General features: G+C 73.1%; 25 protein-coding genes. 15 read left to right on the top strand and 10 right to left on the bottom strand.

Annotated elements, in window-relative coordinates; translation table 11 throughout:
- Window positions 1–8: 8 nt before the first annotated feature.
- A complete protein-coding gene (locus ABZ815_RS08720; RefSeq protein WP_357695515.1) occupies window positions 9–461 on the bottom strand; it encodes a hypothetical protein in 453 nt (150 codons plus the stop codon).
- 259 nt (window positions 462–720) lie between these two features.
- Here ABZ815_RS08720 and ABZ815_RS08715 point away from each other — a divergent pair, with 259 nt between their 5' ends.
- The 10 genes from ABZ815_RS08715 (at window position 721) to ABZ815_RS08670 (ending at window position 12,501) form a co-directional block, all read left to right on the top strand.
- The gene (locus ABZ815_RS08715) at window positions 721–2,928 is read left to right on the top strand and encodes a hypothetical protein (protein WP_357695513.1); all 2,208 of its coding nucleotides are present in this window, start codon (window positions 721–723) and stop codon (window positions 2,926–2,928) included.
- 112 nt (window positions 2,929–3,040) lie between these two features.
- Window positions 3,041–4,156 carry a GntR family transcriptional regulator gene (locus ABZ815_RS08710; protein WP_357695511.1) on the top strand — a complete coding sequence of 372 codons (1,116 nt, stop codon included), beginning with the start codon at window positions 3,041–3,043 and terminating at the stop codon, window positions 4,154–4,156.
- Window positions 4,157–4,211: 55 nt separating this feature from the next.
- Entirely contained in the window at window positions 4,212–5,504 is a 1,293-nt protein-coding gene (locus tag ABZ815_RS08705) for a sugar ABC transporter substrate-binding protein (RefSeq protein WP_357695509.1), read from the top strand.
- Entirely contained in the window at window positions 5,501–6,433 is a 933-nt protein-coding gene (locus tag ABZ815_RS08700; RefSeq protein WP_357695507.1) for a sugar ABC transporter permease, read from the top strand. The genes ABZ815_RS08705 and ABZ815_RS08700 overlap by 4 nt, the downstream gene beginning before the upstream one ends.
- Window positions 6,426–7,238: a carbohydrate ABC transporter permease gene (locus tag ABZ815_RS08695; protein ID WP_357695505.1), complete on the top strand. Its 813-nt coding sequence runs from the start codon at window positions 6,426–6,428 to the stop codon at window positions 7,236–7,238. Before ABZ815_RS08700 ends, ABZ815_RS08695 begins: the two co-directional genes overlap by 8 nt.
- A 34-nt stretch (window positions 7,239–7,272) precedes the next feature.
- Entirely contained in the window at window positions 7,273–8,280 is a 1,008-nt protein-coding gene (locus tag ABZ815_RS08690; protein WP_357695502.1) for a Gfo/Idh/MocA family oxidoreductase, read from the top strand.
- Entirely contained in the window at window positions 8,277–9,047 is a 771-nt protein-coding gene (locus ABZ815_RS08685) for a sugar phosphate isomerase/epimerase family protein (RefSeq protein WP_357695500.1), read from the top strand. The genes ABZ815_RS08690 and ABZ815_RS08685 overlap by 4 nt, the downstream gene beginning before the upstream one ends.
- The gene (locus ABZ815_RS08680) at window positions 9,044–10,483 is read left to right on the top strand and encodes a beta-N-acetylhexosaminidase (RefSeq protein ID WP_357695498.1); all 1,440 of its coding nucleotides are present in this window, start codon (window positions 9,044–9,046) and stop codon (window positions 10,481–10,483) included. Before ABZ815_RS08685 ends, ABZ815_RS08680 begins: the two co-directional genes overlap by 4 nt.
- Window positions 10,470–11,495: an NAD-dependent epimerase/dehydratase family protein gene (locus tag ABZ815_RS08675; RefSeq protein ID WP_357695496.1), complete on the top strand. Its 1,026-nt coding sequence runs from the start codon at window positions 10,470–10,472 to the stop codon at window positions 11,493–11,495. Before ABZ815_RS08680 ends, ABZ815_RS08675 begins: the two co-directional genes overlap by 14 nt.
- Window position 11,496: 1 nt before the next feature.
- Window positions 11,497–12,501 (top strand): dihydrodipicolinate synthase family protein, encoded by a 1,005-nt coding sequence (locus ABZ815_RS08670; protein ID WP_357695494.1) that lies wholly within the window; start codon window positions 11,497–11,499, stop codon window positions 12,499–12,501.
- 48 nt (window positions 12,502–12,549) lie between these two features.
- Here ABZ815_RS08670 and ABZ815_RS08665 read toward each other — a convergent pair whose 3' ends face one another.
- Entirely contained in the window at window positions 12,550–13,698 is a 1,149-nt protein-coding gene (locus tag ABZ815_RS08665; RefSeq protein WP_357695492.1) for an enolase C-terminal domain-like protein, read from the bottom strand.
- A gap of 216 nt (window positions 13,699–13,914) precedes the next feature.
- Between ABZ815_RS08665 and ABZ815_RS08660 the strand changes: the two genes are divergently transcribed.
- Window positions 13,915–14,412, top strand: a complete 498-nt coding sequence (locus ABZ815_RS08660; RefSeq protein WP_357695490.1) for a CAP family protein — start codon at window positions 13,915–13,917, stop codon at window positions 14,410–14,412.
- 76 nt (window positions 14,413–14,488) lie between these two features.
- On the opposite strand, the gene ppk2 is transcribed toward ABZ815_RS08660, so the two are convergent.
- Window positions 14,489–15,448: a polyphosphate kinase 2 gene (gene ppk2, locus ABZ815_RS08655; RefSeq protein ID WP_357695488.1), complete on the bottom strand. Its 960-nt coding sequence runs from the start codon at window positions 15,446–15,448 to the stop codon at window positions 14,489–14,491.
- Between the two features lie 113 nt (window positions 15,449–15,561).
- Window positions 15,562–16,638 carry a phosphate ABC transporter substrate-binding protein PstS gene (gene pstS, locus ABZ815_RS08650; protein WP_357695486.1) on the bottom strand — a complete coding sequence of 359 codons (1,077 nt, stop codon included), beginning with the start codon at window positions 16,636–16,638 and terminating at the stop codon, window positions 15,562–15,564.
- 219 nt (window positions 16,639–16,857) lie between these two features.
- Between pstS and ABZ815_RS08645 the strand changes: the two genes are divergently transcribed.
- Window positions 16,858–18,129 carry an alkaline phosphatase gene (locus ABZ815_RS08645; protein WP_357695484.1) on the top strand — a complete coding sequence of 424 codons (1,272 nt, stop codon included), beginning with the start codon at window positions 16,858–16,860 and terminating at the stop codon, window positions 18,127–18,129.
- Between the two features lie 14 nt (window positions 18,130–18,143).
- On the opposite strand, the gene ABZ815_RS08640 is transcribed toward ABZ815_RS08645, so the two are convergent.
- Together ABZ815_RS08640 and ABZ815_RS08635 are read right to left on the bottom strand one after the other, a co-directional pair.
- The gene (locus ABZ815_RS08640) at window positions 18,144–18,824 is read right to left on the bottom strand and encodes an alpha/beta hydrolase (protein ID WP_357695482.1); all 681 of its coding nucleotides are present in this window, start codon (window positions 18,822–18,824) and stop codon (window positions 18,144–18,146) included.
- Window position 18,825: 1 nt separating this feature from the next.
- Window positions 18,826–19,584 (bottom strand): DinB family protein, encoded by a 759-nt coding sequence (locus ABZ815_RS08635; RefSeq protein ID WP_357695480.1) that lies wholly within the window; start codon window positions 19,582–19,584, stop codon window positions 18,826–18,828.
- Window positions 19,585–19,656: 72 nt separating this feature from the next.
- Here ABZ815_RS08635 and ABZ815_RS08630 point away from each other — a divergent pair, with 72 nt between their 5' ends.
- A complete protein-coding gene (locus ABZ815_RS08630) occupies window positions 19,657–20,622 on the top strand; it encodes a WYL domain-containing protein (protein ID WP_357695478.1) in 966 nt (321 codons plus the stop codon).
- Window positions 20,623–20,658: 36 nt separating this feature from the next.
- Here ABZ815_RS08630 and nhaA read toward each other — a convergent pair whose 3' ends face one another.
- Both nhaA and ABZ815_RS08620 read right to left on the bottom strand, forming a co-directional pair.
- Window positions 20,659–21,894 (bottom strand): Na+/H+ antiporter NhaA, encoded by a 1,236-nt coding sequence (nhaA, locus tag ABZ815_RS08625; protein WP_357695476.1) that lies wholly within the window; start codon window positions 21,892–21,894, stop codon window positions 20,659–20,661.
- A 239-nt stretch (window positions 21,895–22,133) separates the two neighbouring features.
- Window positions 22,134–22,280 (bottom strand): hypothetical protein, encoded by a 147-nt coding sequence (locus ABZ815_RS08620; RefSeq protein WP_357695474.1) that lies wholly within the window; start codon window positions 22,278–22,280, stop codon window positions 22,134–22,136.
- A gap of 209 nt (window positions 22,281–22,489) precedes the next feature.
- On the opposite strand from ABZ815_RS08620, the gene ABZ815_RS08615 reads away from it, so the two are divergent.
- Together ABZ815_RS08615 and ABZ815_RS08610 are read left to right on the top strand one after the other, a co-directional pair.
- Entirely contained in the window at window positions 22,490–22,921 is a 432-nt protein-coding gene (locus ABZ815_RS08615) for a MerR family transcriptional regulator (RefSeq protein WP_357695472.1), read from the top strand.
- Window positions 22,922–22,926: 5 nt separating this feature from the next.
- Complete coding sequence (locus tag ABZ815_RS08610; protein ID WP_357695470.1) at window positions 22,927–23,259, top strand: YnfA family protein; 333 nt, start codon at window positions 22,927–22,929, stop codon at window positions 23,257–23,259.
- A gap of 262 nt (window positions 23,260–23,521) precedes the next feature.
- Here ABZ815_RS08610 and ABZ815_RS08605 read toward each other — a convergent pair whose 3' ends face one another.
- Together ABZ815_RS08605 and ABZ815_RS08600 are read right to left on the bottom strand one after the other, a co-directional pair.
- On the bottom strand, window positions 23,522–24,079 hold the full coding sequence (locus ABZ815_RS08605; protein ID WP_357695468.1) for a PepSY domain-containing protein: 558 nt from the start codon (window positions 24,077–24,079) through the stop codon (window positions 23,522–23,524).
- Window positions 24,080–24,223: 144 nt separating this feature from the next.
- The coding region (locus ABZ815_RS08600; RefSeq protein ID WP_357695466.1) for a GNAT family N-acetyltransferase at window positions 24,224–25,075 on the bottom strand (852 nt) is incomplete at its 5' end.

The following is a 25,075-nucleotide window of genomic DNA, read 5'->3' as shown; positions in this document are numbered from 1 at the left end:
CTACGGGGTCAGTGGGTGCTCGGGCGGGTGGCCGTCCAGTAGGAGCGGGTCATCTCGGTGGCCAGGCCGAGCACGACGAGCCCGACGATCCCGTGGTACCAGCGCCAGCCGACGCCGAGGCCGACGAACCCGTCCAGGATCATGATGCCCGCGCCCCCGCCGACGGCCGCCAGCATCACGGCCAGGGCGGCGAGCACCACGCCTCTCGGCAGCCGGCGGCCCACGGCGGTGACCGTGGCCAGGACGAGGCACGCCCCCAGCACCCCGGAGGCCGCCGCGAACCCCTGCGCCAGGGACGGGTCCAGGAAGTAGCGCGCGGCCTCGGCCGCCGGCACGGGCGGCCCACCGGGGAACCCGAGCCTGCCCTGCACGGCGAAGACGGCCTTGCCCGCCGCGTACCCGAGCATCAGCGCCGCCAGCCCGTACGCCGGCCAGCGCCGCGGACGATGTGAGTCAACCATGCCCGCCACGCTAGGCATCCCCCGCCGCACCGCCCTCCCCTTCACGCGTGACCTCCCTCCCCCGCCAGAGGGATTCCTGGGCCCTGGCTCCGTCCGTCGAGGCCGCCTGCAACGCGTCCCCTGAGGCGCGGCGGTTCGACAGCCGGAATTCATGCCATTCTTCTTCCGGAAATTCAGGGCTATCGTTTCGCCATCTCACGGATTCAATGTCCGGACATTTCCGTTTCCGGCGTTAATTCATTCCTATGGAGGTGGCTTCATGCCTGCAGGGTTGTGGAGAATCTCGGGCGCGCTCGTGCTCGCCGTACCACTGGCCGTGGCGCCCTCCGTCGCGGCGAGCGCGGCGGACCCGCCGTCGGTGGTGATCGACTCCTCCGAGTCCGCCCCCGGCCTGGTACGGCTGACCGGCCGCTTCACCTCCGCCTACGACGTGTCGGTCGTGGTGGACGGCGAACGCACAGACCGGGCCAAGGTCACCGACCCCGACGCCGACGACACCGGAACCTGGTCCTACGACCTCGACACCAGCGCCCTGGACGGCGAGATCGAGGTCTACGCCAAGGCCACGGCCGCCGACACCCGCTACGGCGCCTGGTCGCCGCCGCTGACCCTGCGCGTGGACAACCCGCGGGCCAGAGCCCCGCGCGTGGCGATCGCCGAGCCCGCCGACGGAGCCCGGCTCACCCGTCCCACGCCGGTCCGGGTGGACGTGGCCGGCGCGGACGTGCGCACGGTCCGGGTCCGCGTCAACGGCGGCCCCTGGCAGCGCGCCGCCGGCGCGGCAGGGCGCTACGTCACGCTGGTGAACCCGGCGCGGTACGGCGACATCATGGCGAGCCTGGAGGCGGAGGCGGTCGACGCGCGCGGCCACGTGTCCAGGTCGTCCACCACGTACGTGGCGCTGGGCGCGGCGCGGAAACGCGGCGCGGTGCCGCACCGGCAGGACCGGGCGATGTGGATCTGGGAGAAGGCGTCCTACAACCTGGTGCTCAACCCGGGTTCGCGCCGCCTGCTGGAGACCGTCCTGCCCGCCGGATCGACGCTCTACCTGGGCGTGGACACCTACGCCGGGCGCGACATGATGGAGGACGCGCGTCCGGAGCTGCGCGACCTGGTGGCCTGGGCGCACGGCCGGGGCATGAAGGTGCACGCCACCGTGGCCGGCGGGACCCGGCCGCCGTACCTGGGCGCGCTGTCCCGGTACCGCGAGCGCGCCGTCGGGGAGATGGAGCGGGTCCTCGACTACAACCTGTCCTCCAAGCCGGACGAGCGCTTCGACGGGATCAACGTCGACATCGAGCCGTACAGCCTGCCGTGGTTCACCAGCGGCAAGCCCGACGTGCAGATCCAGTGGCTGGACACGCTGCGCGCGATGATCGCCCGCCGGGACGCCTCCGGCCAGCCGCTGCTGTTCGGCCCGGCCGTGCCGCGCTGGCTGGACACCTCCGCCTGCTGCACGGACATCACGTACGGCGGGAACACCCGCACCCTGGCCGAGCACGTCCAGGACCTCAGCGACTACATCGCGATCATGGACTACCGCGACCAGGCGGACGGCGGCGTCGGCATCATCGCGCAGGCGGCCGGCGAGCTGGCCTACGCCGAGCGCATCGGCAAGCCGCTGTCGGTCGTGGTCGGCGTGGAGACGCTGGACATCGCGACCAGCGGCGACCCGTCCAGCATCACCTTCCGCGAGGAGGGCAGGAACGCGCTGGAGGCCGAGCTTGCCAAGGTCTCCCAGGCGTTCGCGGGCAGCCCGGCCTACGCCGGGATCGCGCTGCATCACTACGACTCCTACCGGGAGCTGCCCACGGTCTGGGGCCCCTCGGCCGAGTGGCCCGACCCGCCCGCCGACTCCGGGCCGCCCACGGGCGTGGCGTCGCCGCCGCGGGCCGTCGCGTTCGACCACGCCACGGTGGACCTGACGTACGGGCGGGCGCGCGACGACACCGAGGTCGCCCACTACGAGGTGCACCGCTCGACCGAGCCGGACTTCACCCCCGGCCTCGGCACGCTCGCCGGGAAGGCGCGCGGCCTCACCCACACCGACACCGGCCTGCTGCCCGGCACCGCCTACCACTACCGGATCGTCCCGGTGGACGTGGCCGGGCACCGCGGGCCGCCCTCCGCCCCGGTCACCGTGACGACCGGCGCGACGGCCCTGCGTCCCATGGTCGTGGAGTCGATGTCGGTGACCGTGGAGGGCGGCGCGGCCCGCGTACGGCTGCGCGTGGTGGACAAGGAGAGCGGGCAGCCGGTGGCGGCCACGGTGCGCGGGCGGTTCACCTTCTCCGCCGGCCGCTACGTGACGGTCACCGCGGGCGCCGACGGCTGGGCCACCGCGACGTCGGAGGCGCTGAAGCAGCCGACCGGCGAGGTCGGCTTCGCCGGTCACCGCCTGACCGCCGCGGGCCACTACTGGGCCGCCGCCTACGACCGCGACAAGGACGTCACGGCCCGCTGGTGACCCCCGAAAGGATGGAATTCATTCCTAATATGCCGCCGATAACGGAGTGAATTTAGGGTTGACATTACTTCAGAATGACGAGAAGAATCCCGTTATGGAGCCACCTGAAGGAATGAATTCCCTCCCCAGGGGAAGGCGATTCCGCACCCTCGCGGCACGCCTGCGGCAGGAGATCGTGCAGGGCCGCTGGCCGGTCGGCGGCAGGCTGCCGACCGAGTCCGAGCTGGCGCAGACCTACTCGGTCGGGGTCAACACCGTGCGCCGCGCGGTCGACCTCCTGGTCGAGGAGGGGCTCGTCCGCCGCCGGCAGGGGTCGGGCACCTTCGTCACCAGCTCCGTCACCCCGGGGGCCAGGCCGCGTCTCATCGGCGCGCTCGTCCCGTCGAACACCTACTACTTCCCGCAGGTCGTCCAGGGCATCGAGCGGGCGGCCACCGCCGCCGGCGTGCAGCTCGTGCTGGCCTGCTCCAACTACGACCCCGACGTCGAGGCCGGGCAGATCCAGCAGCTCGTCGACGTCGGCGTGGCCGGGCTGCTGCTGGTGCCCAACCTGCACCTCACCGCCGACCCCGACGCCCACCTGGCCCGCCTGCGCGGGCTGCCGGTGCCGTACGTCCTGGTGGAGCGCCGGCCGGCCGACCCCCGCCCGGCCGACCCGACCTCCTACGTCTGCACCGACGTGCACGGCGGCGGCTACGCCGCCGTGCAGCACCTGAGCGGGCTCGGCCGCAGCCGGATCGGCTACCTCGGCCGGCTCGGCACCGCCAGCTCCGAGCAGGTCTTCGCGGGATACCGCCAGGCCGTCGCCGACCTCGGGCTTCCGGAGATCCCGGAGGCCGTGGCCAGGCAGCCCGTCTGGACCGGCCCCGACATGCTGGCCTACGCCAACACGCTGGTCACCGAGAAGGTGCGCGCGGTGGTGTGCCTCGGCGACCGCGAGGCCACCGCGCTCCTGCCCTACCTGCGCCGGGTCGGCCTGACCGTGCCCGACGACATCGCCGTCGTCGCCTACGACGACGAGGTCGCCGACCTGTCGGAGGTGCCGCTCACCGCGGTCTCGCCGCCCAAGGCGGAGGTCGGCCGCATGGCGACCGAGCTGCTGCTGCGCCGGATCGAGCTCGGCGCCGCCGCCCCGGTCTGCCGGGTCGTGCTGCAGCCCCGCCTGGCCGTCCGCGCCTCCTGCGGAGCCGCCTCCGGCAGCCTGGTCGAGGTCCGCGTCCCGACGTGACGCCGGCGTCCCCCTCACCCCCCTTCCCCCCTCTTCGTTCCTGTTGGAGGACCCAATGAGAGTGCGCGTGCTCGCCGCTGCCGCGGTGGCCGTCCTCACCGTGGCCGGCACGGCGTCGTGCGGCGGCCCGGCCGACGACTCCGGCGCCGTCACCCTGAAGCTCGGCTTCTACGCCGCCGCGGGCGACCCGGCCGACACCACCATGCGGCAGCTCGTCCAGGAGTTCACGGCCGCCAACCCGTCGATCAAGGTGCAGCTGGAGGTCGCGCCGTACGTCAAGTTCTTCGAACGGCTCAGGACGCAGATCGCCGGCGGCCAGGCGCCCCAGCTGTGGCTCTCGGACGGCGTGCTCGTGCAGGAGTTCGCCGCCCGCGGCGCGCTGGCCGACCTGAGCGACCGGGTCAAGACCGTCAACGCCGCCGACTACTCCGGCATCGACCTGAACCGCGACGCGGAGGGCCGGGTCTTCGGCTTCCCGCAGGGCGCCCAGACCCCGGTGCTCTTCTACAACAAGAAGATGTTCGCCGAGGCCAAGGTCGCCGAGCCGACGGCCGAGTGGACCTACGACGACCTGGCCGCCGCAGCCAAGAAGCTCACCAAGGACGCCAACGGCGACGGCAAGCCCGACACCTACGGCTTCCGCGCGTACTCGCCGGGGTTCACCGAGAGCTGGTGGCCCATCGTCAAGGCGTTCGGCGGGGACGTCGTCACCGAAGGGGGCCGCAAGGTCGTCGTCGACAGCCCGCAGTCCACGGCCGGCCTCGACTGGATGCTGGCCGCCATGGGCAAGGACGGCTTCGCCCCCGACTACGTGACCACCGAGGCCATGGGCAAGGGCGTCGTGCACACGCTGTTCGCGACCGGCCGGGTGGCCATGTCGTACGGCATCTACGCCCGTACGCTGCCCGCGGTGAGCGCCGGCGTCGACTTCGGCGTGGCGCCGCTGCCGAAGGGCCCTGCCGGGCGCGGCAACGTCGCGATCGTCAACTCGTGGGTGGTCAGCAAGGCCGCCTCCCCCGCGCAGGCCGACGCGGCGTGGAAGTGGATCACCTTCTTCTCCGGCGAGGGCCCGCAGCGCAAGTGGGCCGAGCTCGGCGAGGCGATCCCGATCAACAAGAAGGTCGCCTCCACGGCCCTGCCCGCCGACCGCGGCCCGGTCTTCCTGGAGTCGCTCGACGCGGCCACCGACCTCGGCACCAACGCCGTGTGGTCGGAGTACACCGAGGCCCTGGCCAAGCGCATGAACGAGGCGCTGTCGAACGCCACGCCGGTCGCCACCGCGCTCCAGACCGGGCAGAAGGAGGCCCAGGAGGTCATCGACCGCTTCTACGCCGGGAAGACGCAGTGACGGTGCTCACCAGGCGCTCCGGGCAGGTGGCCGCCGGACCGCGGCCGCCCGCCCGGCGGCGGCGCTCGGGCGAGCGGGCCTGGGCCTTCGCGTTCGCCTCGCCCTACCTGCTCCACCTGGTCGCGCTGGCCGCCTGGCCGCTGCTGGCCTCGCTGTTCTTCAGCATGACCGAGTACGACCTGATGTCCCCGCCGAGGTTCGTCGGGTTCGGCAACTTCACCCGCCTGTTCGGCGACCCGGTCTTCTGGCGCACGCTGGGCAACACCGCCTACTTCGCGGTGCTGTTCGTCCCGGCGCAGACGGCGCTGGCCCTGGCCCTGGCGGTCGCGCTCAACCAGCGGCTGCGCGGCATGGCGCTGTTCCGCGCGGCCTACTTCGTCCCGGTCGTCTCCTCGTGGGTGGTCGTCGCCTACGTGGCCGACGCGGTCTTCAACCCGCAGACCGGCATCGCCAACCAGGTGCTCGGCCTCCTCGGGCTGCCGGCCGAGAACTGGTTGCAGGACCCCGCGCTGGTGATCCCCACGCTGGCGGCGGTCGCCGTCTGGAAGGGCGTCGGCTACATGGCGGTGCTCTTCCTGGCGGGCCTGCAGGCCATCCCCGAGGAGCGCTACGAGGCGGCGAAGATCGACGGCGCGTCGGCCTGGAACCGGTTCCGGTACATCACCCTGCCGGGCATCTCCGGCACCACGTTCCTGGTGCTGGTGCTCACCTCCATCGAGACGCTGCAGTCGTTCGAGCAGGTCTTCGTGATGACGGACGGCGGGCCGCACGGCGCGAGCGAGCTGACCGTGCTCTACCTCTACCGGCAGGGTTTCCAGTTCTTCCAGATGGGCTACGCCTCGGCCGTGGCGTGGGTGCTGTTCGTGCTGGTGCTCGCGCTGACCCTGGTGCAGTTCCGGCTCCAGCGCAGGTGGGTGCACTATGCGTAAGACCGTCTCGTACGTGCTGGTGCTGGCGGGGGCGGCGGTCATGTTGCTGCCGTTCGTCGCGGCGCTCGGCAACTCGCTCAAGAGCTTCGCCCAGTACATCCAGGTGCCGCCCGCGTGGCTCCCCGACCCGGTCCAGTGGGACAACTACGCCGAGGTGTGGCGGCGCACGCCGTTCGGGCTCTACCTGGTCAACAGCCTGGTGATCGCGGTGCTCGCGGTCGCCGGGAACGTGCTGACCAGCGCCATGGTCGGGCACTCGCTGGCCAGGATGCGGCTGCCGGGCAAGCAGGCGCTGCTGACGATGGCCCTGGGCACGATGATGTTGCCGACGGTCATCACGATCGTCCCGAACTTCCTGCTGTTCCGCTCGCTGGGCTGGCTGGACTCGATGTTGCCGCTCATCGTGCCGTACTGGCTGGCCACGCCGATCGGGATCTTCCTGATGCGGCAGACGTTCCTCGGCATCCCCAAGGACTTCGAGGAGGCGGCCGGCCTCGACGGGGCCAACCCCTGGCAGGTGTTCTGGCGCATCCACCTGCCGCTGGCCAAGCCCGCCCTGGCCACGCTCGCGGTCTTCACCTTCACCACGTCGTGGAAGGCCGTGCTGGAGCCCACGATCTACCTCACGTCGCCGGAGAACTACACGCTGCCGGTCGGCGTGCTGAGCCTGAAAGGGCAGTTCGTCGGCAACGACCAGCTCGTGACGGCCGCGGCGATGATGAGCCTGCTGCCGATGCTGATCGTGTTCGTGCTGGCCCAGCGTTACTTCGTCCGCGGAACCATGTCCGCGGGTCTCAAGGGCTGAGATCAGGCCCTTCGTCCGATCCGGAAAGGAAATCGTGACCACAACATCCGGGCTGCGCCTGGGCGTCATCGGCGCGGGCACCATCGCGGAGTTCCACGTGGCCGCCGCCCGCCAGAGCGCCGGGCAGGTGAAGGTCGCCGCGGTGTGCGACGTGCGGGCCGAGGCGGCCGAGAAGCTGGCCGCCGAAGCCGGCGCCCGCGTCTTCACCGACCACCGGGCGATGCTCGACGCGGGCGGCCTCGACGCGGTCGTGATCACCGTACCGCACGCCCTGCACGCCCCGATCACCCTCGACGCCGCCGCGGCCGGGCTGCACGTGCTCGTGGAGAAGCCGATCGCCACCACGCGCGAGGACGCCGTCCGCATGATCGAGGCGTGCCGGGCGGCCGGCGTCGTGTTCGCGGTCGGGCACGTCCTGCGCTTCGTGCCGATGCTGCGCGCGGCGGCCGGCTTCCTCTCCTCCGGCGAGCTCGGCCAGGTCGTGGTGGCCGCCGAACGGCGCACCGCCGACTACGCCGACCCCTCGCGCCCCCGCTGGTTCCTCGACGCCGACATGGCCGGCGGCGGCATCGTGCTCAACGTCGGCACGCACAGCATCGACAAGCTCCAGATGCTCGTCGGCTCGCCGATCGTCGAGGTGACCGCGCACGTCGCCGGGCCCGCCGGCGGGTCGGTGGAGACCGAGGCGGTCGCCCTGGCCCGGCACGCCGACGGCACCCGTTCGACGATCTCCGTCACCGGCACCGGCCTGCCGTTCACCGACGAGGCGGAGATCGTGTGCGGCGAGGGCGCGGTGCGCATCAGCCGCGGCGAGGGCGTCTGGTCCTTCCGGGGCGGCGTCGCCACCCAGGTCGCCGCGCCCGGCATCGGCGAGATGGCCACCGCGTTCGCCGCGCAGCTCGCCGACTTCGCGCGGGCCTGCGCCGGCCGGACCGCCCCCGAGGTCACCCCCGAGTACGCCCTGTCGGTCCTCGACGTCGCCCTGGCCGTCTACGAGTCCGCCCGCCGGGGTTCCACCGTCACAGTGAAGGGACAGCCATGAACCCGCTCGCGTTCAGCACGCTCGGCATGCCGGGCGCACCGGCCGAGGAGGTCGTCGCCACCGCCGCCCGGTACGGCTGCGCCGCCGTCGAGCTGCGCTGCGCCGAAGGTGAGATCGTCGCGCCGGACACCCCCGACGCCGAGCTGCGCTCGATCGCCCGGACGTTCGCCGCAGCCGGGATCGGGATCGTCGCCGTGTGCTCCTACACCCGCGTGGCCCGGCCGGACGGCGACCCGGTGGCCGAGGTGCTGCGCCACGTCGAGATCGCCGAGGCGCTCGGCTCGCCGTACGTGCGGGTCTTCGGCGGCGTCGAAGGGCAGGACGACCCGGCCGCCACCGCGACTCGGAGGCTCGCGGACGTGGCCGGGCGGCTCCCCGACAACGGCGTGGACGTGCTGCTGGAGACGCACGACGTGTTCCTGACGGGCGAGGCGATCGCCGGGGTGCTGGCCGGGGTCGGCTCGCCGCGCGTCGGCGCGCTGTGGGACGTGGTCAACCCGTGGCGGGCGGGCGAGAGCGCCGCGGCCACGGCGGACGCGCTGGCGCCGTACCTGCGGCACGTGCAGATCAAGGACGCCGCCTCGCCCGCCGACCTCGCGCCCGTGCTGCCGGGCAAGGGCGCGGTGGGCGTGCCTGCCGTGCTGGCCGAGCTGGACCGGATCGGGTACGCGGGCTTCCTGGCGCTGGAGTGGGAACGCGCCTGGTACCCCGACGCGGCGCCCGTCGGCGAGGCCCTGGCCGCCTTCCGAACGGTGCTGGGACGATGATTCCCCTGGCCGCCTCGGCGCGTCCGGAGGAGGGAACGTTCCAGCCGGGCGTGCGCGCGCCCGTACGCGGGCCGCACGCCGCCCTGGCCAGGGAGCTGCTCGGCCCGGCCGCGGGCGGCGACGCCTCCGGCGGGATCGAGCTGCGCCTGGTGTCCGACCCGTCGCTCGGCGCGGAGGGCTACACCCTGGCCGTCACCCCGGAACGGGCCGTGATCTCCGCGGCGGACGTCGCCGGGCTGCGCTGGGGCGTGCAGACGTTGCGCCAGCTCGACGGCCCGGACGGCGTGCCCTGCGGGACCGTGCGCGACGTGCCCAGGTACGCCTGGCGCGGCGTGATGATCGACGTGGCCCGCTGGTGGCGCCCGGTGTCCTTCCTGCGCTCGTACGTCGACCTGCTGGCGCTGCACAAGTTCAACGTGCTGCACCTGCACCTGACCGACGACCAGGGCTGGCGGTTCGAGGTGCGCGGGCACCCGCGGCTGACCGAGGTCGGGTCCCGCCGCGCCGGGTCGCCCGCCGGGCACGCCCGCGAGGGCCGGTCCGACGGCACCCCGCACGGCGGCTTCTACACCCAGCGGGAGCTGCGCGACCTGGTGGAGTACGCGGCGGCGCGCGGGGTGACCGTGGTCCCCGAGATCGAGTTCCCCGGCCACTCGCAGGCCGCCATCGCCGCCCTCCCGTGGCTGGGCCACTCCTCCGGGACGCCCGTCCGGGTGCGTACGGAGTGGGGCATCTCCTCGCACGTGCTCAACGTGGGCGACCGGGCCGCCGGGTTCGCCCGCGACGTGCTCGACGAGCTGTGCGACGTGTTCCCGTCCAGGTACGTGCACATCGGCGGGGACGAGGTGCGCGGCGAGGAGTGGGCGGCCGACCCCGAGGCCGCGCGGCGGGTCGCCGAGGCCGGGCTCGACGGGCCGCGGGCCCTGCTCGGCTGGTGGGGCCGGCTGCTCGCCGATCACCTGCGCGGGCTCGGCCGCCGCGCGGTGGCCTGGGACGACATGCTCGACCACGACCCGCCCGAGGACATGGTGATCATGGCCTGGCGGGGCGTGGACCGGGTGGAGGCGGCCCTGCGCGCCGGTCACGACGTGGTCGCCGCGCCGCACACGCACACCTACCTCGACTACGCCGAGTCCGACGCCCCGGGCGAGCCGGTCAGCATCGCCGGGCCGCTCCCCCTGGAGACGGTCTACGGCTACGACGCCGGCGAGTCCGTCCTCGGCATGCAGGCCCAGCTGTGGGGCGAGTACCTGCCCACCAGGGAACGCTTCGACTACAACGCCTTCCCGCGCCTGTGCGCCGTGGCCGAGGCGGCCTGGTCGGCGGGCCGCGACCTGGACGGCTTCACCCGGCGGCTGGCCGACCACCTACCTCTGCTGGACCGGCTGGGCGTGGCCTACCGGCGACCCGAAGGAGCCGCCCGTGTTCACCTCTGAGCGGGAGCTGGAGGACCGGCTGTCCACCCCGTCGGCCGCGCTGACCGCCGACGTCGCCGGGCTGGACGGCGACCTCGTCGTGCTCGGCGCGGGCGGCAAGATGGGGCCGAGCCTGGTCCGGCTGGCCCGGCGCGCCCTGGAGGCGGCGGGCCGCGGCTCGGCCCGCGTGTACGCGGTGTCCCGCTGGTCGGACGCCCGGGCGGCGCGCGCGCTGGCCGACGAGGGGGTCGAGGTGGTGGCCCACGACCTGATGTCGGGCGGCGACCTGGCCGGGCTGCCCGACGCGGCCAACGTCGTGTTCATGGCGGGCGCCAAGTTCGGCACGTCGGCGGCGCCGTACCAGGCGTGGGCGGTCAACGCGGCGCTGCCGGCGGCCGTGGCCCGGCGCTACCGCGACTCCGCGATCGCGGTGTTCTCCACCGGCAACGTGTACCCGCTGGTGGACGTGGCCGGCGGCGGCAGCGCGGAGGAGGACCGGCCGGACCCGGTGGGCGAGTACGCGATGAGCTGCCTCGGCCGGGAACGCGTCTTCGAGCACGCCGCCGCCGCGTACGGCGCCAGGGTCGCGATCCTGCGCCTGAACTACGCCGTGGACCTGCGCTACGGCGTGCTGGCCGACCTCGCGGCCACCGTGGCGGCGGACGAGCCGGTCGACCTCACCACCGGGCACGTCAACGTCGTGTGGCAGGGGTACGCGAACGAGGTCGCGCTGCGGTCGTTGCGCCACGCGCGCGCCCCGGAGGCGTTCGTCCTGAACCTGACCGGCCCGGAGACCGCCTCGGTGCGCCGCACGGCGGCCCGGCTGGCCGCCGCGATGGGGACGCGGGCGTCCTTCACCGGCGTCGAGAGCGGCACCGCGCTGCTCAACGACGCCTCGCGCTGCCACGGCCTGTTCGGCTACCCGGACGTGCCGCTGGACACCCTGATCGCGTGGCAGGCCGCCTGGCTGTCGCGCGGGCTGCCCCTGTCGGGCAAGCCGACCAAGTTCGCGGTACGCGACGGGAGGTTCTGAGATGTCGATCGGCCTGCTGCGGGAGGGGACGGTCATCCCCGCCCATCCGCTGGCGCTGACCGCCGGGCGCGCCCTGGACGAGCGCCGCCAGCGCGCGCTCACCCGCTACTACCTGGCCTCGGGTGCGGGCGGCGCCGCCGTGGCGGTGCACACCACGCAGTTCGAGATCCGCCGGGCCGGGCTGCTGCGGCCGGTGCTGGAGCTCGCCGCCGAGGTCGTGGGCAAGGAGGCGGGGCGGCCGTTCGTCATGGTGGCGGGCGCGTGCGGCGACACCGCCCAGGCCGTGGCGGAGGCGGAGCTCGCGGCCTCGCTGGGCTACCACGCCGTGCTGCTGTCGCCCCAGGTGCCCGGCGCGGGCGAGCCGGAGCTGCTGGCGCGGGCCAGGGCGGTCGGCGAGGTGCTGCCGGTGATCGGCTTCTACCTGCAGGAGGCGGTGGGCGGGCGGCGGCTCGGCCCGTCGTTCTGGAGGTCGCTGAGCGAGCAGGAGTCGGTGGTGGCGATCAAGATGGCGCCCTTCGACCGGTATCGCACGGTGGACGTGGTCAGGGCGGTGGCGGCGTCGGGCCGCGACGACCTCGCGCTCTACACCGGCAACGACGACAACGTCCTGGCCGACCTGCTCGCCCCCGTCGCGGGCCGCCGGATCGTCGGCGGGCTGCTCGGCCAGTGGGCGGTGTGGACGCGGGCGGCGGTGCTCATGTTCGAGGAGGTCCGCCGGGCGTGGGCTGGGGACGACGAGGTCCTGCGTTCCCTGCTGGCCCGCGCCGGCGACCTCACCGACGCCAACGGCGCGGTGTTCGACGTGGCGGGCGGGTTCCACGGCTGCATCGCCGGGGTGCACGAGGTGCTGCGCCGCCAGGGCCTGCTGGCCGGGACCTGGTGCCTGGACCCGGGTGAGGGGCTGTCGCCGGGGCAGGCGGCGGAGATCGCGCGGGTGAGCGCGGCCTATCCGTGGCTGGTGGACGACGAGTTCGTCGCCGCGCACCTGGACGACTGGCTGCGCTGAGACGCCGTCCGGGGCCGGGACACGCGTCCCGGCCCCGGATTCCGTGCGTCAGACGGACCAGTGGGCCGTGGACAGGGCGCGGACGGCGTCCTCGTCCACCTCGACGCCGAGGCCGGGGCCGGTGGGCACCAGGGCCGTCCCGTCCGAGACCTCCACCGTCCGGCCGCCGACGTAGGCCGAGCGCACGAACTGACGGCCGTTGAGGTCGACCGGGGTGTCCACGCCGAAGGCCGCGAACAGGTGCAGCGAGGCGGCGAACCCCAGGTCGGTGTCCGTCAGCCCCGAGCCCATGATGCGCAGCCCGGCGTCCTCGGCGAGCTGGCAGAGCCGGCGCGACAACGTCAGCCCGCCCGACCGCTGCACCTTGGCGATGGCGATGTCGACGGCGTCGAGCTTGACGAAGGTGGCCAGGTCGGAGGGGTGGCGCAGGCTCTCGTCCAGCGCGACCGGGAGCGGGCTGTGGTCGCGCAGGCGGCGCAGCCCGGTGACGTCGTTGGCGGGCAACGGCTGCTCGAACGCCGTCACGTCGAGGTCGGCGAGCCGTCGGGCCATGCGCAGCGCGCCGTCCACGGTGTAGCCCTGGTTGGCGTCGACCCACAGGGGCGCGTCGGGGGCCGCCTCCCTGACGGCCGCGACGACGGCCAGGTCCGTCGCCTCGTCATGTAGGCCGACCTTGACCTTGAACGCCCGGTAGCCCTCCGCCCGCCCCTCCTCGACCGCCTGCCGCACCTCGCCGGGTGTCTGACCGGCCACGATCCAGCCCAGCGTGATCCGGTCGAGACGGCGCTGGCCCCACAGCACGCCGACGGGCACGCCGAGGGCCCGGCCGAGCAGGTCGTGCAGCGCGATGTCGAGCGCGGACTTGGCGATGGGCGACCCGATCGTCAGCCCGCGGTTGATCACCTTCTCGTAGGCCGCGCAGGCGCCGTCCAGGTCCCAGGCGGGGCGGCCGAGAAGGGCGGGGGCCAGGTAGCCGGCGATCGTCGTCGAGATCGTCTCCACGGTCTCGTACGTCCACGCGGGCGTCGGGGTGGCCTCGCCCCAGCCGGTCACCCCGCCCGCCGTCACCTTGACGAGAACCCGCTCGGCGGGCCGCCCCTCGGTGGTGACGTTTCCTCCTGAAATGCTGAACGAACGGATGGACGGCAATTCCACGACGAATATATCGATACGTTCGACGACCAGCGATTTCATCATTCTCCAATGGGCAGGAATTCATGCTTACCCGAGCATTTAAGCCTCCCGAATCTAGCACGCCGGAAATGATTCACGAATCAATGGCAGGAATTCATGCGGCAAATGCGAGGGCCCCTTCCCCCGGGCCCGTGGCCGCATCCGGACGTTGACCGGCGCCCGGCGCGGGCGCAGGCTTCGGTGGTCCCCACTTCTCCCGTTCACGACGAGGTGATCGAGATGGCCGGAACCCGTCCCGCCCTTCCGGACGCGACCAGCGACAGCTTCCTGGCCGAGGCACTGAACGAGGCCAACGCCTACCGCGCCAAGCACCACGCGCCCCCCATGGAGATGGACGCCAAGCTCGTCGCGTACGCCAAGGAGCGCGCGTCCTCCCGCTCCGAGTACGCGAAGCTGTCGGCCGGCCACGACGGCCTGCGCGACACCACGGGCGAGAACATCTTCTGGGGCATGACCTCCGGCACCACGCCGAAGACCGCCGCCGACGCCGTGACCGCCTGGTACGACGAGATCGCGGACTACAACTGGGCCAACCCGCCCGGCGACCCGGCCAGGACCGGCCACTTCAGCCAGCTCGTCTGGAAGGACACCAGGAGGGTCGGCGCGGCCCGCGTCGCGGGCCAGGGCCCCGACGGGTTCGAGACCTACATCGTGTTCGTCTTCGAGAACCCGGGCAACTACGAGGGCGAGTTCCCCCAGAACGTCCTGCCCGCCTGACGACGCGCCCCAACCGGTCAGGGGGCGGCGAGGGCCCCCTGACCACGGGCCGCCGGCCGTGGCGGGCGGCCGGCGGTCACGGGTCGGTGCCCTGGTAGGCGACGTGGTCCTCGTCGAAGATGTCCCCCGCCGAGATCACGATGCGCGGGTCGGGCACGCCGACGACCTCGGCGTCCTTCTCGTCGTAGTCGAAGAGACTGAGCACGTGGCGCATGGCCTCCAGCCGGGCGCGTTTCTTGTCGTTGCTCTTGATGACCGTCCAGGGCGCCGACTCGGTGTCGGTGTGCAGGAACATGTCCTCCTTGGCCTGGGTGTACTCGTCCCATTTGCGGAGGGAGGCCAGGTCCATCGGCGACAACTTCCACTGCCGTACGGGGTCCACCTGGCGGATGATGAACCGGGTGCGCTGCTCGGCCCGCGAGACCGAGAACCAGAGCTTGACCAGGTGCAGCCCCGAGTCCACCAGCAGGTTCTCCAGCCGGGGCACCTGTTCCATGAACTCCAGGTACTCGTGCACGTCGCAGAAGCCCATGACCCGCTCGACCCCCGCCCGGTTGTACCAGGAGCGGTCGAACAGCACGATCTCCCCGTTGGCCGGCAGGTGGGCGATGTACCGCTGGAAGTACCACTGGCCGCGCTCGCGCTCGCTCGGCTTCTCCAGCGCGACCACCGTGGCCCCGCGCGGGTTGAGGTGCTCCATGAAACGTTTGATCGTGCCGCCCTTGCCGGCCGCGTCACGCCCCTCGAACAGCACCACCAGCCGGCGGCCGGTGCCCTTGATCCAGTACTGGAGCTTGAGCAGCTCGATCTGCAGCAGCCGCTTGTCCCGCTCGTACGTCTCCCGGGACAGGCGCTCGTCGTAGGGATAGTGCTGCCGCCAGGTGTCGACCGGACGGCCGTCGGCGCGCACCAGCACCGGATCGTCGTCGTCGCTGTCGTCCACCCACAACCCGGGGGTGGTGTCGAGCAGTTCGCTGTGCTCCGCGGCCGCCAGGGGGGCGAGGACCGTGGGATGCTCGTCGTCCGGACCGGTCATGCGGCCCGCGACCGGATGTTCGCGTTCATGGCATCCTCTCTTCACCGGACGCGGGCGGGCTAATCGTGCCGGCGCCCGCCACTCCTGGAATTCGCCCCGAGGCGGCGGCCCGTTCAGCTCGTGGCCCCCAGGCGTCCGCGCACCTGGGCGAGCAGGTCGTGCGGCAGGGGGGCGTAGCCGTACAGGGCCAGGTAGGACTGGCCGGCGTCGCCGGCGGTGTAGTCGAGGAAGGTGCGCACCAGCGGGTCCGCCCGGCCCGCGCAGATGATCTCGTACGTGACCTGGACGATCGGGTAGGCGCCGGGGACCGCCCGCCGGTGGTCGAAGGACAGCACCAGCCCGTTCGGGAGGTTCGCGACCGTGGCGCCCTGAAGGGCCTTGCTGGCGCTCTCGGGCGACAGGGTGACGAACTGGCCGGCGGCGTTGCGCACGTCCGCGGTGTTCAGCAGGGCGCTGCTGGCGAAGCCGTACTCGACGTACCCGATCGAGTCCCCGGTGTGCTGGAGGACCTGCGTCATCCCGCTGGAGCTGGTCACGCCCTGGCCGGCGCCGGTCCACGTCCTGGACGGCTGGTGCGGCCAGCCGCCGGTCGCCCGCAGGAACTCGGTGAGGTTCTGCGTGGTGCCGGACTGGCCGGAGCGGTGGAAGACGTGGATGCGGGTGCCCGGCAGGCCCTCGCCGGGGTTGTCGGCGGCGATCTCGCGGGCGTTCCACTTGGTGATGCGCCCGGTGAAGATGCCGGTCAGGGTCGCGGGCGACAGGCGCAGGGCGGGCACGGTGGCCACGTTGTAGGCCACCGCGACCGGGGAGACGACCATCGGCAGGTGCTCGGCCGGGCCGCCGCAGTGCCGGTCGGCGTGCGCCTGCTCCTCCGGGGTCATCGGCACGTCCGAGCCGGCGAACGCGCTGCGTCCCGCGATGAAGTCCTCGATGCCGCGGTCGGAGCCGTTGGGCTCGTAGGTGACGCGCAGTTCGGGGTGGATGCGGTGGAACTCGCCGATCCAGGCGTCCATGGCGCCCTTCTGCGCGGTCGAGCCCGAGCCGCGCAGCCACGCGACGACCGGCTCGGGGGCGGAACCGTCCTCGCTGCTCATGCTCAGGAACACGGCCCCGGCCGCGGCGGCGGCCCCGGCGACCAGCACGAGCACGGTGACCAGGACCGACTTGGCCGTCCATGTCAGCCTTGCCATTGCACCAGGCTATGAACTGGTCGCGTCCGGACGCGTCATCCCGAGGTCAAGCCCTCGGACATGAACGGTTACCGTGTCGCCAAGCCGGCCGGCCGTCCCGTACGGCTCGGACATGTTCACCGTATGGACATCACTTGGACGGAAAGATGTCCGGCGAGAAGTACAGGATCGTGTCCCGCAAAGTACTTCTCTGCCCGATTCGTTCCATATGGGGGCGTCATGCATTCCTCGTCCAAGCGGCGCCTGACCGCCTCGGCAACCACCGCGCTCGCCGCCGCTCTCGCGGTCGTCGCCGTCAGCCCGGTCCTGTCCGCCGACGCGTCCAGCAGCGGCAAGGGCCGCGCCCGTAGCGTGATCTTCATCAACGGCGACGGGATGGCGGCCGCCCACCGCGAGGCCGCCCGCCTCTACCTGGCCGGCCTCGACGGCCAGCTCACCATGGACCAGCTCCCGGTCTCCGGCCAGCTCACCACCAGCCCGCACGACCCCAAGACGGCCATCACCGACTCCGCCGCGGCCGCCACCGCCTGGGCCACCGGCGTCAAGACCTACAACGGCGCCATCAGCGTCGACGTGGACGGCAAGCCGCTGCCCACCCTCGGGCAGCAGGCCAAGCAGGCCGGCAAGTCCACCGGGCTGGTCACCACCGCCCAGGTCACCGACGCCAGCCCCGCCGCGTTCTTCGCCCAGACCGCCAACCGCTCGGCCCAGGACGAGATCGCCCGCCAGTACCTGGCCGTGAGCAAGCCGGACGTCATCCTGGGCGGCGGCGAGGACTGGTGGCTGCCCGCCGGCACCCCCGGCGCCTGGCCCGACAAGCCCGCCGAGGACCCGACCGAGGCCAGCAAGGGCACCAAGGGCAACCTCGTCGACCAGGCGAAAGCCGACGGCTACCAGTACGTCTCCAACGCCCAGCAGCTCGACTCCGCCCGTCACGGCAAGCTGCTCGGCCTGTTCAGCAACGAGGAGATGTTCCAGCAGCGCGCCGAGGGCGAGGGCGACGTCTACTCCCCCGCCGTCGACCTGGCCACCATGACCAAGAAGGCGCTCGACACCCTCTCCACCAACAAGAAGGGCTTCTTCCTGCTGGTCGAGGAGGAGGGCATCGACGAGTTCGCGCACGAGAACAACGCCCCGCGCACCCTTCAGGCGCTGGAGTCGCTGGAGAACGCCGTCAAGGTCGCCCGCGCCTACGTGGACGCCAACCCCGACACGCTGCTGGTCGTCACCGGCGACCACGAGTGCGGCGGCCTGACCGTCGAGGACACCTCCGCCGGCGACGAGAGCGGCACCGCCCCCTCGACCGAGGACGGCCCGTTCCCCGTCAAGGGCAGCAAGCTGCAGTTCGTCATGGACTGGACCACCGGCGGCCACACCGGCGCCGACGTCCCCGTGACCGCCGTGGGCCCGCTGGCCGAGCAGTTCACCGGCAAGCACCCCAACACCCACGTGCACGAGGTCCTCTCCCAGATCCTCACCTCACGCCACTGACCCTCGGCGAGAGTTCAGCCGGCCGCCTCGGTCAGGAGCCGGGCCAGGGCGGCCGGCTCGGTGATCATGGGCCAGTGCCCCGAGTCGAGGTCGACGAGGTCGAGGTGCTTGACCCGGGCCAGCTCGGGGACGTCGCCCCCGTCGATCCACTCCCGCGCCTGGGCGGGGGTGAACTCCGGGCACACGACAACGGCCGGCACCTCGAACCGCCGCTCGTCCGTCAGCCGCACCACGCCCTTGGCCACCCCCTCCGGGACGGGGAGCGCGGCGGCGGCGAAGCTCCGCCGAGCCTCCTCGTCGAGGTCGGCCGCGTCCGGCCCCTCGAACGGCTCCCACCCGGGGAACGGCATGACGCCGTCCGCGATCTCGAAGAAGTCGGCGTAGGCGGCGCCGTCGGCGGCGGGGAAACCACCGATGAAGGCGACCTTGCCCACCTTGTCCGGCCGCGCGTCGGCGGCCAGCCAGGCCAGGGTGCAGGCCGCGGAATGACCGGCCACCAGGGGCCTGCCGTGCGCCGCGTCCACGGCGGCGAGCACCGCGGCCACCTGGTCGGCGAGCGTGGCCGAGGTGGTTCCGTCCCCCTGGCCGGGGAGCGCGACCGGCACGGGACGGTGGCCGAGCGCCTCGATCGCGGACGCCACCTCGTCCCAGGCGGAGGCGTCGAGCCACAGGCCGCCGATGAGCAGGATGTCCATGTCAGTCCTCTTTCTGTAGTGCGTTCAGGTCGCGTTCCGCGTAGAGCCGGTGTTCCCATTCCTCGTGCAGGACGATGTGCAGGCATTCCTTGAGGGGGAAGCCGGTCAGCCGCGGCCAGCCGGGCTCGTCGCGGGTGACGTCCGCGGCGAGCCGCTCGGCCGTGAGCGAGGCGACGACCCGGCCGACCATCGCCTGACGGGCGCGGCGGACCGCCAGCACCTCCTCCAGCGAGGGCTGCGCCTCGCGGTCCCACGGGACGCCGTCCCAGCCGGGCGCCTCGTCCCAGGGCAGGTCGAGCGGGTGCCACGGCGAGACGTCGCCCACGATCATCCGGCCGACCCAGGCGGCCGAGGCGAAGTTGAGGTGCCGCAGCGTCTGGATGAAGGACCATTCGCCGTCGACGCTCCGGTGCAGCCGCGCCTCCGGGAACGTCGCGGCGCGGGCGAGGGTGCCCGCCCACAGCCGTCGCAGGATCGCCCACGCCTCGGCGAACCCCTCGGGGTCCTCGGGGCGCATCTGGGCGCGCTCGGGCATGCGGCGATTCAGCTCGGCCTCGACGAGGGGGACGATGTCCACGCCGTTCACCACGACGTTCCGCAGCTCGCCGCTGATCTCCACGTCGACGAGCTCGACGCCGCTCAGCCGCAGGCCGGACAGGTCGGCCGCGCGTACGCGGGCGTCATGGAGGCCCATCCGCGCGAACGTGGCCTTCCGCAGGTGCACGCCTTCGACGTGCACGTCTTCCTGGAAGTCGGTCATGGCGGCCCACGTTAGGGGGTGTTCCGGACGTTCTACTTCCGGATCTCGCCCTGACCGTTCTAGTCTGCTCGGATGCCGGCCGAACTCAGCCCCACCGCGCGGGCCCTGCGCGCCCTGGAGGTCCTTCAGCGGCGTCCGGGCGTGACGGCCGGCGAGCTGGCCGCGTCCCTGGGCGTGACCGAACGCGCCGCCCGCCGGTACGTCGGGATCCTGCGGGAGGCGGGCATCCCCGTCGAGTCGGCCAGAGGCCCCTACGGCGGCTACCGGCTCGGGCGCGGCACCAGACTGCCGCCGGTCGCCTTCACCGAGCCCGAGGCGCTCGGCCTGGTCATGGCGGTGCTCGACGGCCAGCCGGCCGCCGCCGGCGCCGACGACGCCGACGACCTGGTGGGCGCCGCCCTGTCCAAGGTCATCCGGGCCCTGCCGGAAGGCGTCGGACGGCAGGCCGCCGCGCTGCGCGAGCACGCCTCCGCCGCCCCCGACCGGTACGCGGCCCGTCCCGGCGTCGCCGTGACCAGCGCGCTCGTCGCCGCGTCCGCGGCCCGGCGGCGGGTGCGCATCACCTATCGCAGCGGGTCGGGCAAGGAGTGGGAGGCCGAGGTCGATCCCTGGGCGGTCGTCGTCCGGTACGGGCGCTGGTACCTGCTGTGCCATTCCCACCGCGCCGGCGCGATCCGCACCTACCGGGTGGACCGCGTCCGAACCGTACGTCAGGGCACCCTCGGCTTCCGGCCGCCCGACGGCCTCGACCCGGTGGCGGCGCTGGAGGAGAACCTGGGCACCGGATGGGCGTACTCCACCCGCGTGGTCTTCGACGCGCCCCTGGCCGAGGTCGCGCCCTGGGTCCGCCCGCCCATGGGGCGGCTCGAACCGTACGGGGAGGGCTGCGTGCTGGTCGGGAGCACGGGCAACCCGGCCATGTACGCCCAGGAGTGGTTGCCGGCCGTGCCGTTCGCCTTCCGCGTCGAGGGCGGCCCCGAACTGCGCGCGGCGGTCGCGACCCTGGTGGCCCGCCTCACCGCCGCGCTGTCCGGTTAACCCGTTCCGTCCTGCCCGGGTCAGCCCGCCTCCGGCCTATCCGGTCAACGCGCCTCCGGCCTGTCCGGTCAGCCCGCCCGCGACCGCCCGACGTCGGCGGCCGCGGGCGCCGAGGATCAGGGCGGCCAGCACGGACGCCGCCGCCGAGGCCAGCAGGATCGCGCCCTTGGCCTGGGTCAGGTGCGCCGGGCCGGTGTAGGAGAGCTCGGCGATCAGCAGCGAGACGGTGAACCCGATCCCGCCCAGGACGCCCACACCGGCGATGTCGCTCCAGCTCAGCCGCGGGTTGAGGTGGGCGCTGGTGAGGCGCGCGGTGAGCCACGCCGCGCCGACGATGCCCAGCGGCTTCCCCGCCACCAGCCCGGCCAGCACGCCCCAGGTCACGGTCCCCGCCCAGAACCCGTCCGCCCCCGACAGGGAGATCCCGGCCGACAGCAGCGCGAACACCGGCAGCACCACCCCCGCGCAGAACGGCCGCAGCGCGTGCTCGGCGCGCTGGGAGGGCGGCTCCTGCTCGCCGGCGCGCGGCCGGGTGCGCATCAGCAGGCCCATCGCCACGCCGGCGATGGTCGCGTGCACCCCGCAGGCGTGCGTCAGCGCCCAGATCAGCACGGCGAGCGGCCCGTACAGCAGCCACGCGGGCAGCGCGCGGCGCACGGCGGTGACCGCGCGGCCCCGCCCGTGCTGCAGGTACGCCCACACGCACAGCCCGGCGGCGGCCCCGGCCAGGGCGGCGAGATTGAGGCCCGAGGTGTAGCCGACGGCGATGACGACGACCGCGCACACGTCGTCCACGGTCGCCAGCGTCAGCAGGAACGTCCGCAGCGGCGTGGGCAGGCCGCGGCCCACGACGGCCAGGACGGCGAGCGCGAAGGCGATGTCGGTGGCCATCGGCACGCCCCAGCCGTTGACCGCCTCTCCCGGCGCGGCGACGTTCACCGCCAGGAACAACAGCGCGGGGATCACCACACCGCCGAGCGCGGCCACGACGGGCAGCGCGGCGCGGCGCGGGTCGCGCAGCTCGCCGTGCACGAGCTCCTGCTTGAGCTCGTTGCCGACGATGAAGAAGAACACCGCCAGCAGCCCGTCGGCGGCCCACGCCTGCGCGCTCAGTCGCAGGTCCAGCCCGGACGGGCCGAACGACCACGTGCGCAGGGCCTCGTAGGAGTCGGCGAGAGGCGAGTTGGCCCAGGCCAGCGCGGCCAGGGCGGCGACGATGAGCAGCACGCCGCCGACCGCGTCGGAGCGGAGAGCGGTGATGATCCGCGACATGAAGGAAGAACTCCAGAACAATAAGAACAATTCGGGCCAACGACTACACCGCCCCCAGCCATGCGGAACCTTCACGAGACCTTCAGCCGCACGGCGAAGCCTCCGCACGGCGCAGCACTTCCGGCCGCTGTGCGGCGTTTCGCTTGATGGAGGGCTTGCAGGGCGCCGCGCAGGCCTTTGCGTGGTGCGCGGCTTTCAGCGGTCTCCGGCTGTGCGGGCCGCCGCCTGGCGGAGGGCTCTCAGTGGGCCTGCGGCGGGCGGATGCCCGGGATCACGCCCCACGTGCTGACATAGCCGTTCGTGCCGACCGGACGGAACTCCAGCGGACGCAGTGGGCGGGCGTGCCACTCGCGGGCGAGGTGAAGGCAGGAGCGGAACTCACGCACTCTTGCCTCCCATTTGTCCGGCCCTATCCCCTACCACCCTACAAGTTCCCGCCGCCCCTTGAATCCGGTACCCAGGTACAGGGTTACCGTCATGACATGACCACAGGCCTCCCCCTTCACCAGGGTTCCCAGGACCGGACGCCGTCCACATGCACGCGGCACACCGACGTCCTGGACGCTCTCCAGCCCAGAGCCGCCGGGCGGCACGCGTGAGCCCCGAGCCGGAGGAGCCGTACCTGCGCAGCGGGCAGGTCGCCGAGCAGGCCGGGGTCAACATCCAGACCCTGCGGTACTACGAGCGCCGCGGCCTGCTCGCCGAGCCGCGGCGCAGCCCGGGCGGGCACCGCGCGTACCCGCCCGGGACCGTCGCCCTGCTCACCGTGATCAAGGCCGCCCAGCGGCTCGGCTTCACCCTGGACGAGGTCGCCGCCCTGATCGACACCGGCCGCCGCCACCCCACGCCCGACCTGCGCGCCCACGCCCAGGCCAAGATCGACGAGATCGACGCGAAGATCGCGGACCTGACCACCGTCCGGGAGTCGCTGACCCAGGTGGTCGCCGCCGGCTGCGACAGCCTGACCGGCTGCACCTGCCCCGACTGCCCCCTCCCCTCCGCCGCCCTCGCGGATACGATGTACTGACCGTCATGACGATGATCCGCTCACTGCTGCTGTTCGCCTTGGCCGCGCTCGCCGAGATCGGCGGCGCGTGGCTGATCTGGCAGGGTGTGCGCGAGCAACGCGGCCTGCTGTGGATCGGCGGCGGCGTCGTCGCCCTCGGCCTCTACGGCTTCGTCGCCACCCTCCAGCCGGACGCCAACTTCGGCCGCATCCTGGCCGCGTACGGCGGCGTCTTCGTCGCCGGGTCCCTGGTGTGGGGCATGGTCGCCGACGGCTTCCGCCCCGACCGCTGGGACGTCATCGGCGCCCTGATCTGCCTGGTCGGCGTCCTCGTCATCATGTACGCCCCTCGCACCTGACCCCCGCCCCGCCCCCGGGCCGTCGCCCGAGACCGTGCCCAGCCCAGCCCGTCGCCCCCGGAGAGCCCGTGTTCGCCGGTGTGATGGCCGCCGCGCTCGCTGGTGCGGGCCTCCTGGGCCGCTTTCACGACATCGGCGTCAGCGCCACCGTCTGACCGGCCCCCGACGCGCCTGGAGGCGGCACCGGTGTCGATGCCGCCTCCAGACTCGCGCGCCCCCTGACGGCCCCCTGGGCGGGGGGCTACCGCCAGGCGGGTGTCCCTCAGTCGTCGTCGCCCTGGTCGCTGCCCTGGTCGCTGCCCTGGTCGTCGCTCTTGGCGCCGGCCTTGTCGCCGCCGTGGTCGTCGTTCTGGTCGCCCGCCTGGTCGTCCGCCTGGTCGTCCTCGGCGTCGTCGTCGCTGTCGGCGGTCTGGGCGTTCTTCTGGTCGCCCTGCTGGGCGTCCGTGCGGTCATCGGCGTGGTCGTCGGCGTCGTCGTCCGTTTCCTCGGCGAGGACGGTGCCCTTGGTAGCGTCCACGGTGATCTCGTGCTCGATGCCGTCGGCGGCGTCGATGTCGATCTCCCAGACCTGGCCCTCGTCCTCGTTCTCCAGCTCGGCCGAGGTGACCTTGCCGCCCGGCACCTTCTCCAGCGCCGTCTTCTCGGCCTGCTCCTGGGGGACCGCCGGGGCGGGGGCCGACGTGGCGGCGGACGTGGGGCCGGATGTGGGGCCGGATGTGGGGCCGGATGTGGGGGTGGAGGCGGTGGCGAAGGCCGTGCCGGCGCCCGCGGCGAGCACGGTGGCCGTGGCCAGTCCAGCGATGATCATAGGCTTGCGCATGCGGAAAACCCTCCGTTGCGTGGTCGTCGTCCTGACGCCTCCCACAGTGGCCGCCGGCGCGATAGCGACGAACTGCGAGAACCCTAACGTCCGGTTAAGGCCCGCATCGGAGCCTCACGACCGCCACGCCCGGCTGAGATGGGCCTACTCGTAGCGGGCGCGGCGAGCGATCTTCTCGAACCCGAGACCTTGGAAGAGGGCGGCAGAGGCCGGGTTGTTGACGTTGACGTCCAGGAAGACCTGGACCGCCCCGCCGTCACGCATACGGCCGAGCGCCGCGACGGCCAGCGCCCGCGCCAGCCCGCGCCGCCGCCACCCGGGCACGGCGCCCACCTGGACCAGGAACTCGTCCGCGCACGTCACGAAGCCGACGGCGACGCCCGCCTCGCGCGCCACCAGCGAGCACCCCGGCAGGAACCCGTCGTCCACCAGCCAGTCGACCCACTGCTCCCGCGACCACCCGGGAAAGCCGGGACGATCCGCGAAGGACGCCGCGTACGCCTGGTAGAAGGCCCCTTCGCTGTCCGGGGACCACTCCTCGACCGCCACCTCTGGCGGCATCGGCACGGACGGCAACGGCACGGTCAGGTCGCGCCGGAAGACGTCCTCGGCGAACGCCTGACGGAACCCGCGCGCCAGGAACAGCGCGTGCGCCTGCGGGGTCAGCGACTCGGTCTCCAGCCGCCCGGCCCCCGGCTTCACGGCCAGCCGGTCGAGCAGGCCGGACCCGAGCCCGCGGCCGCGGTGGCCGGGGTCGACCAGGCCGGTCGCCGCCGTCGTCTCGCCCACCGGCCGCACCGCCCCGCAGGCCACCAGCTCGCCTTCCGCGAAGGCGCCCACCGCCGGGCCGCCGGTGTACCTGCGTTCCAGGAAGGACGGCGACGCGGTCGCCGGGAGCCCACCGTCGCGCGCCCCCCCCCAGCCGGGCCCGGCGGCGGTAGCCCGGCGGGGGGGCGGGGGCCGGGCGGGCCCGACCGGGGGGGTGCCAGCGGGCTC

It is taken from the genome of Nonomuraea sp. NPDC047529, assembly GCF_040642995.1.
Taxonomy (GTDB): domain Bacteria; phylum Actinomycetota; class Actinomycetes; order Streptosporangiales; family Streptosporangiaceae; genus Nonomuraea.
Note: the sequence above shows the minus strand (reverse complement) of the source record. Positions and strands in the feature narration are given on the sequence as shown.

Bases quoted from the DNA above. Each gene is read 5' to 3' on its own strand.
- ABZ815_RS08720 (WP_357695515.1), bottom strand. From the start codon at position 461: ATGGTTGACTCACATCGTCCGCGGCGCTGGCCGGCGTACGGGCTGGCG.
- ABZ815_RS08715 (WP_357695513.1), top strand. From the start codon at position 721: ATGCCTGCAGGGTTGTGGAGAATCTCGGGCGCGCTCGTGCTCGCCGTA.
- ABZ815_RS08710 (WP_357695511.1), top strand. From the start codon at position 3,041: ATGAATTCCCTCCCCAGGGGAAGGCGATTCCGCACCCTCGCGGCACGC.
- ABZ815_RS08705 (WP_357695509.1), top strand. From the start codon at position 4,212: ATGAGAGTGCGCGTGCTCGCCGCTGCCGCGGTGGCCGTCCTCACCGTG.
- ABZ815_RS08695 (WP_357695505.1), top strand. From the start codon at position 6,426: ATGCGTAAGACCGTCTCGTACGTGCTGGTGCTGGCGGGGGCGGCGGTC.
- ABZ815_RS08685 (WP_357695500.1), top strand. From the start codon at position 8,277: ATGAACCCGCTCGCGTTCAGCACGCTCGGCATGCCGGGCGCACCGGCC.
- ABZ815_RS08680 (WP_357695498.1), top strand. From the start codon at position 9,044: ATGATTCCCCTGGCCGCCTCGGCGCGTCCGGAGGAGGGAACGTTCCAG.
- ABZ815_RS08670 (WP_357695494.1), top strand. From the start codon at position 11,497: ATGTCGATCGGCCTGCTGCGGGAGGGGACGGTCATCCCCGCCCATCCG.
- ABZ815_RS08665 (WP_357695492.1), bottom strand. From the start codon at position 13,698: ATGATGAAATCGCTGGTCGTCGAACGTATCGATATATTCGTCGTGGAA.
- ABZ815_RS08660 (WP_357695490.1), top strand. From the start codon at position 13,915: ATGGCCGGAACCCGTCCCGCCCTTCCGGACGCGACCAGCGACAGCTTC.
- ppk2 (WP_357695488.1), bottom strand. From the start codon at position 15,448: ATGACCGGTCCGGACGACGAGCATCCCACGGTCCTCGCCCCCCTGGCG.
- pstS (WP_357695486.1), bottom strand. From the start codon at position 16,638: ATGGCAAGGCTGACATGGACGGCCAAGTCGGTCCTGGTCACCGTGCTC.
- ABZ815_RS08645 (WP_357695484.1), top strand. From the start codon at position 16,858: ATGCATTCCTCGTCCAAGCGGCGCCTGACCGCCTCGGCAACCACCGCG.
- ABZ815_RS08640 (WP_357695482.1), bottom strand. From the start codon at position 18,824: ATGGACATCCTGCTCATCGGCGGCCTGTGGCTCGACGCCTCCGCCTGG.
- ABZ815_RS08635 (WP_357695480.1), bottom strand. From the start codon at position 19,584: ATGACCGACTTCCAGGAAGACGTGCACGTCGAAGGCGTGCACCTGCGG.
- ABZ815_RS08630 (WP_357695478.1), top strand. From the start codon at position 19,657: ATGCCGGCCGAACTCAGCCCCACCGCGCGGGCCCTGCGCGCCCTGGAG.
- nhaA (WP_357695476.1), bottom strand. From the start codon at position 21,894: ATGTCGCGGATCATCACCGCTCTCCGCTCCGACGCGGTCGGCGGCGTG.
- ABZ815_RS08610 (WP_357695470.1), top strand. From the start codon at position 22,927: ATGACGATGATCCGCTCACTGCTGCTGTTCGCCTTGGCCGCGCTCGCC.
- ABZ815_RS08605 (WP_357695468.1), bottom strand. From the start codon at position 24,079: ATGCGCAAGCCTATGATCATCGCTGGACTGGCCACGGCCACCGTGCTC.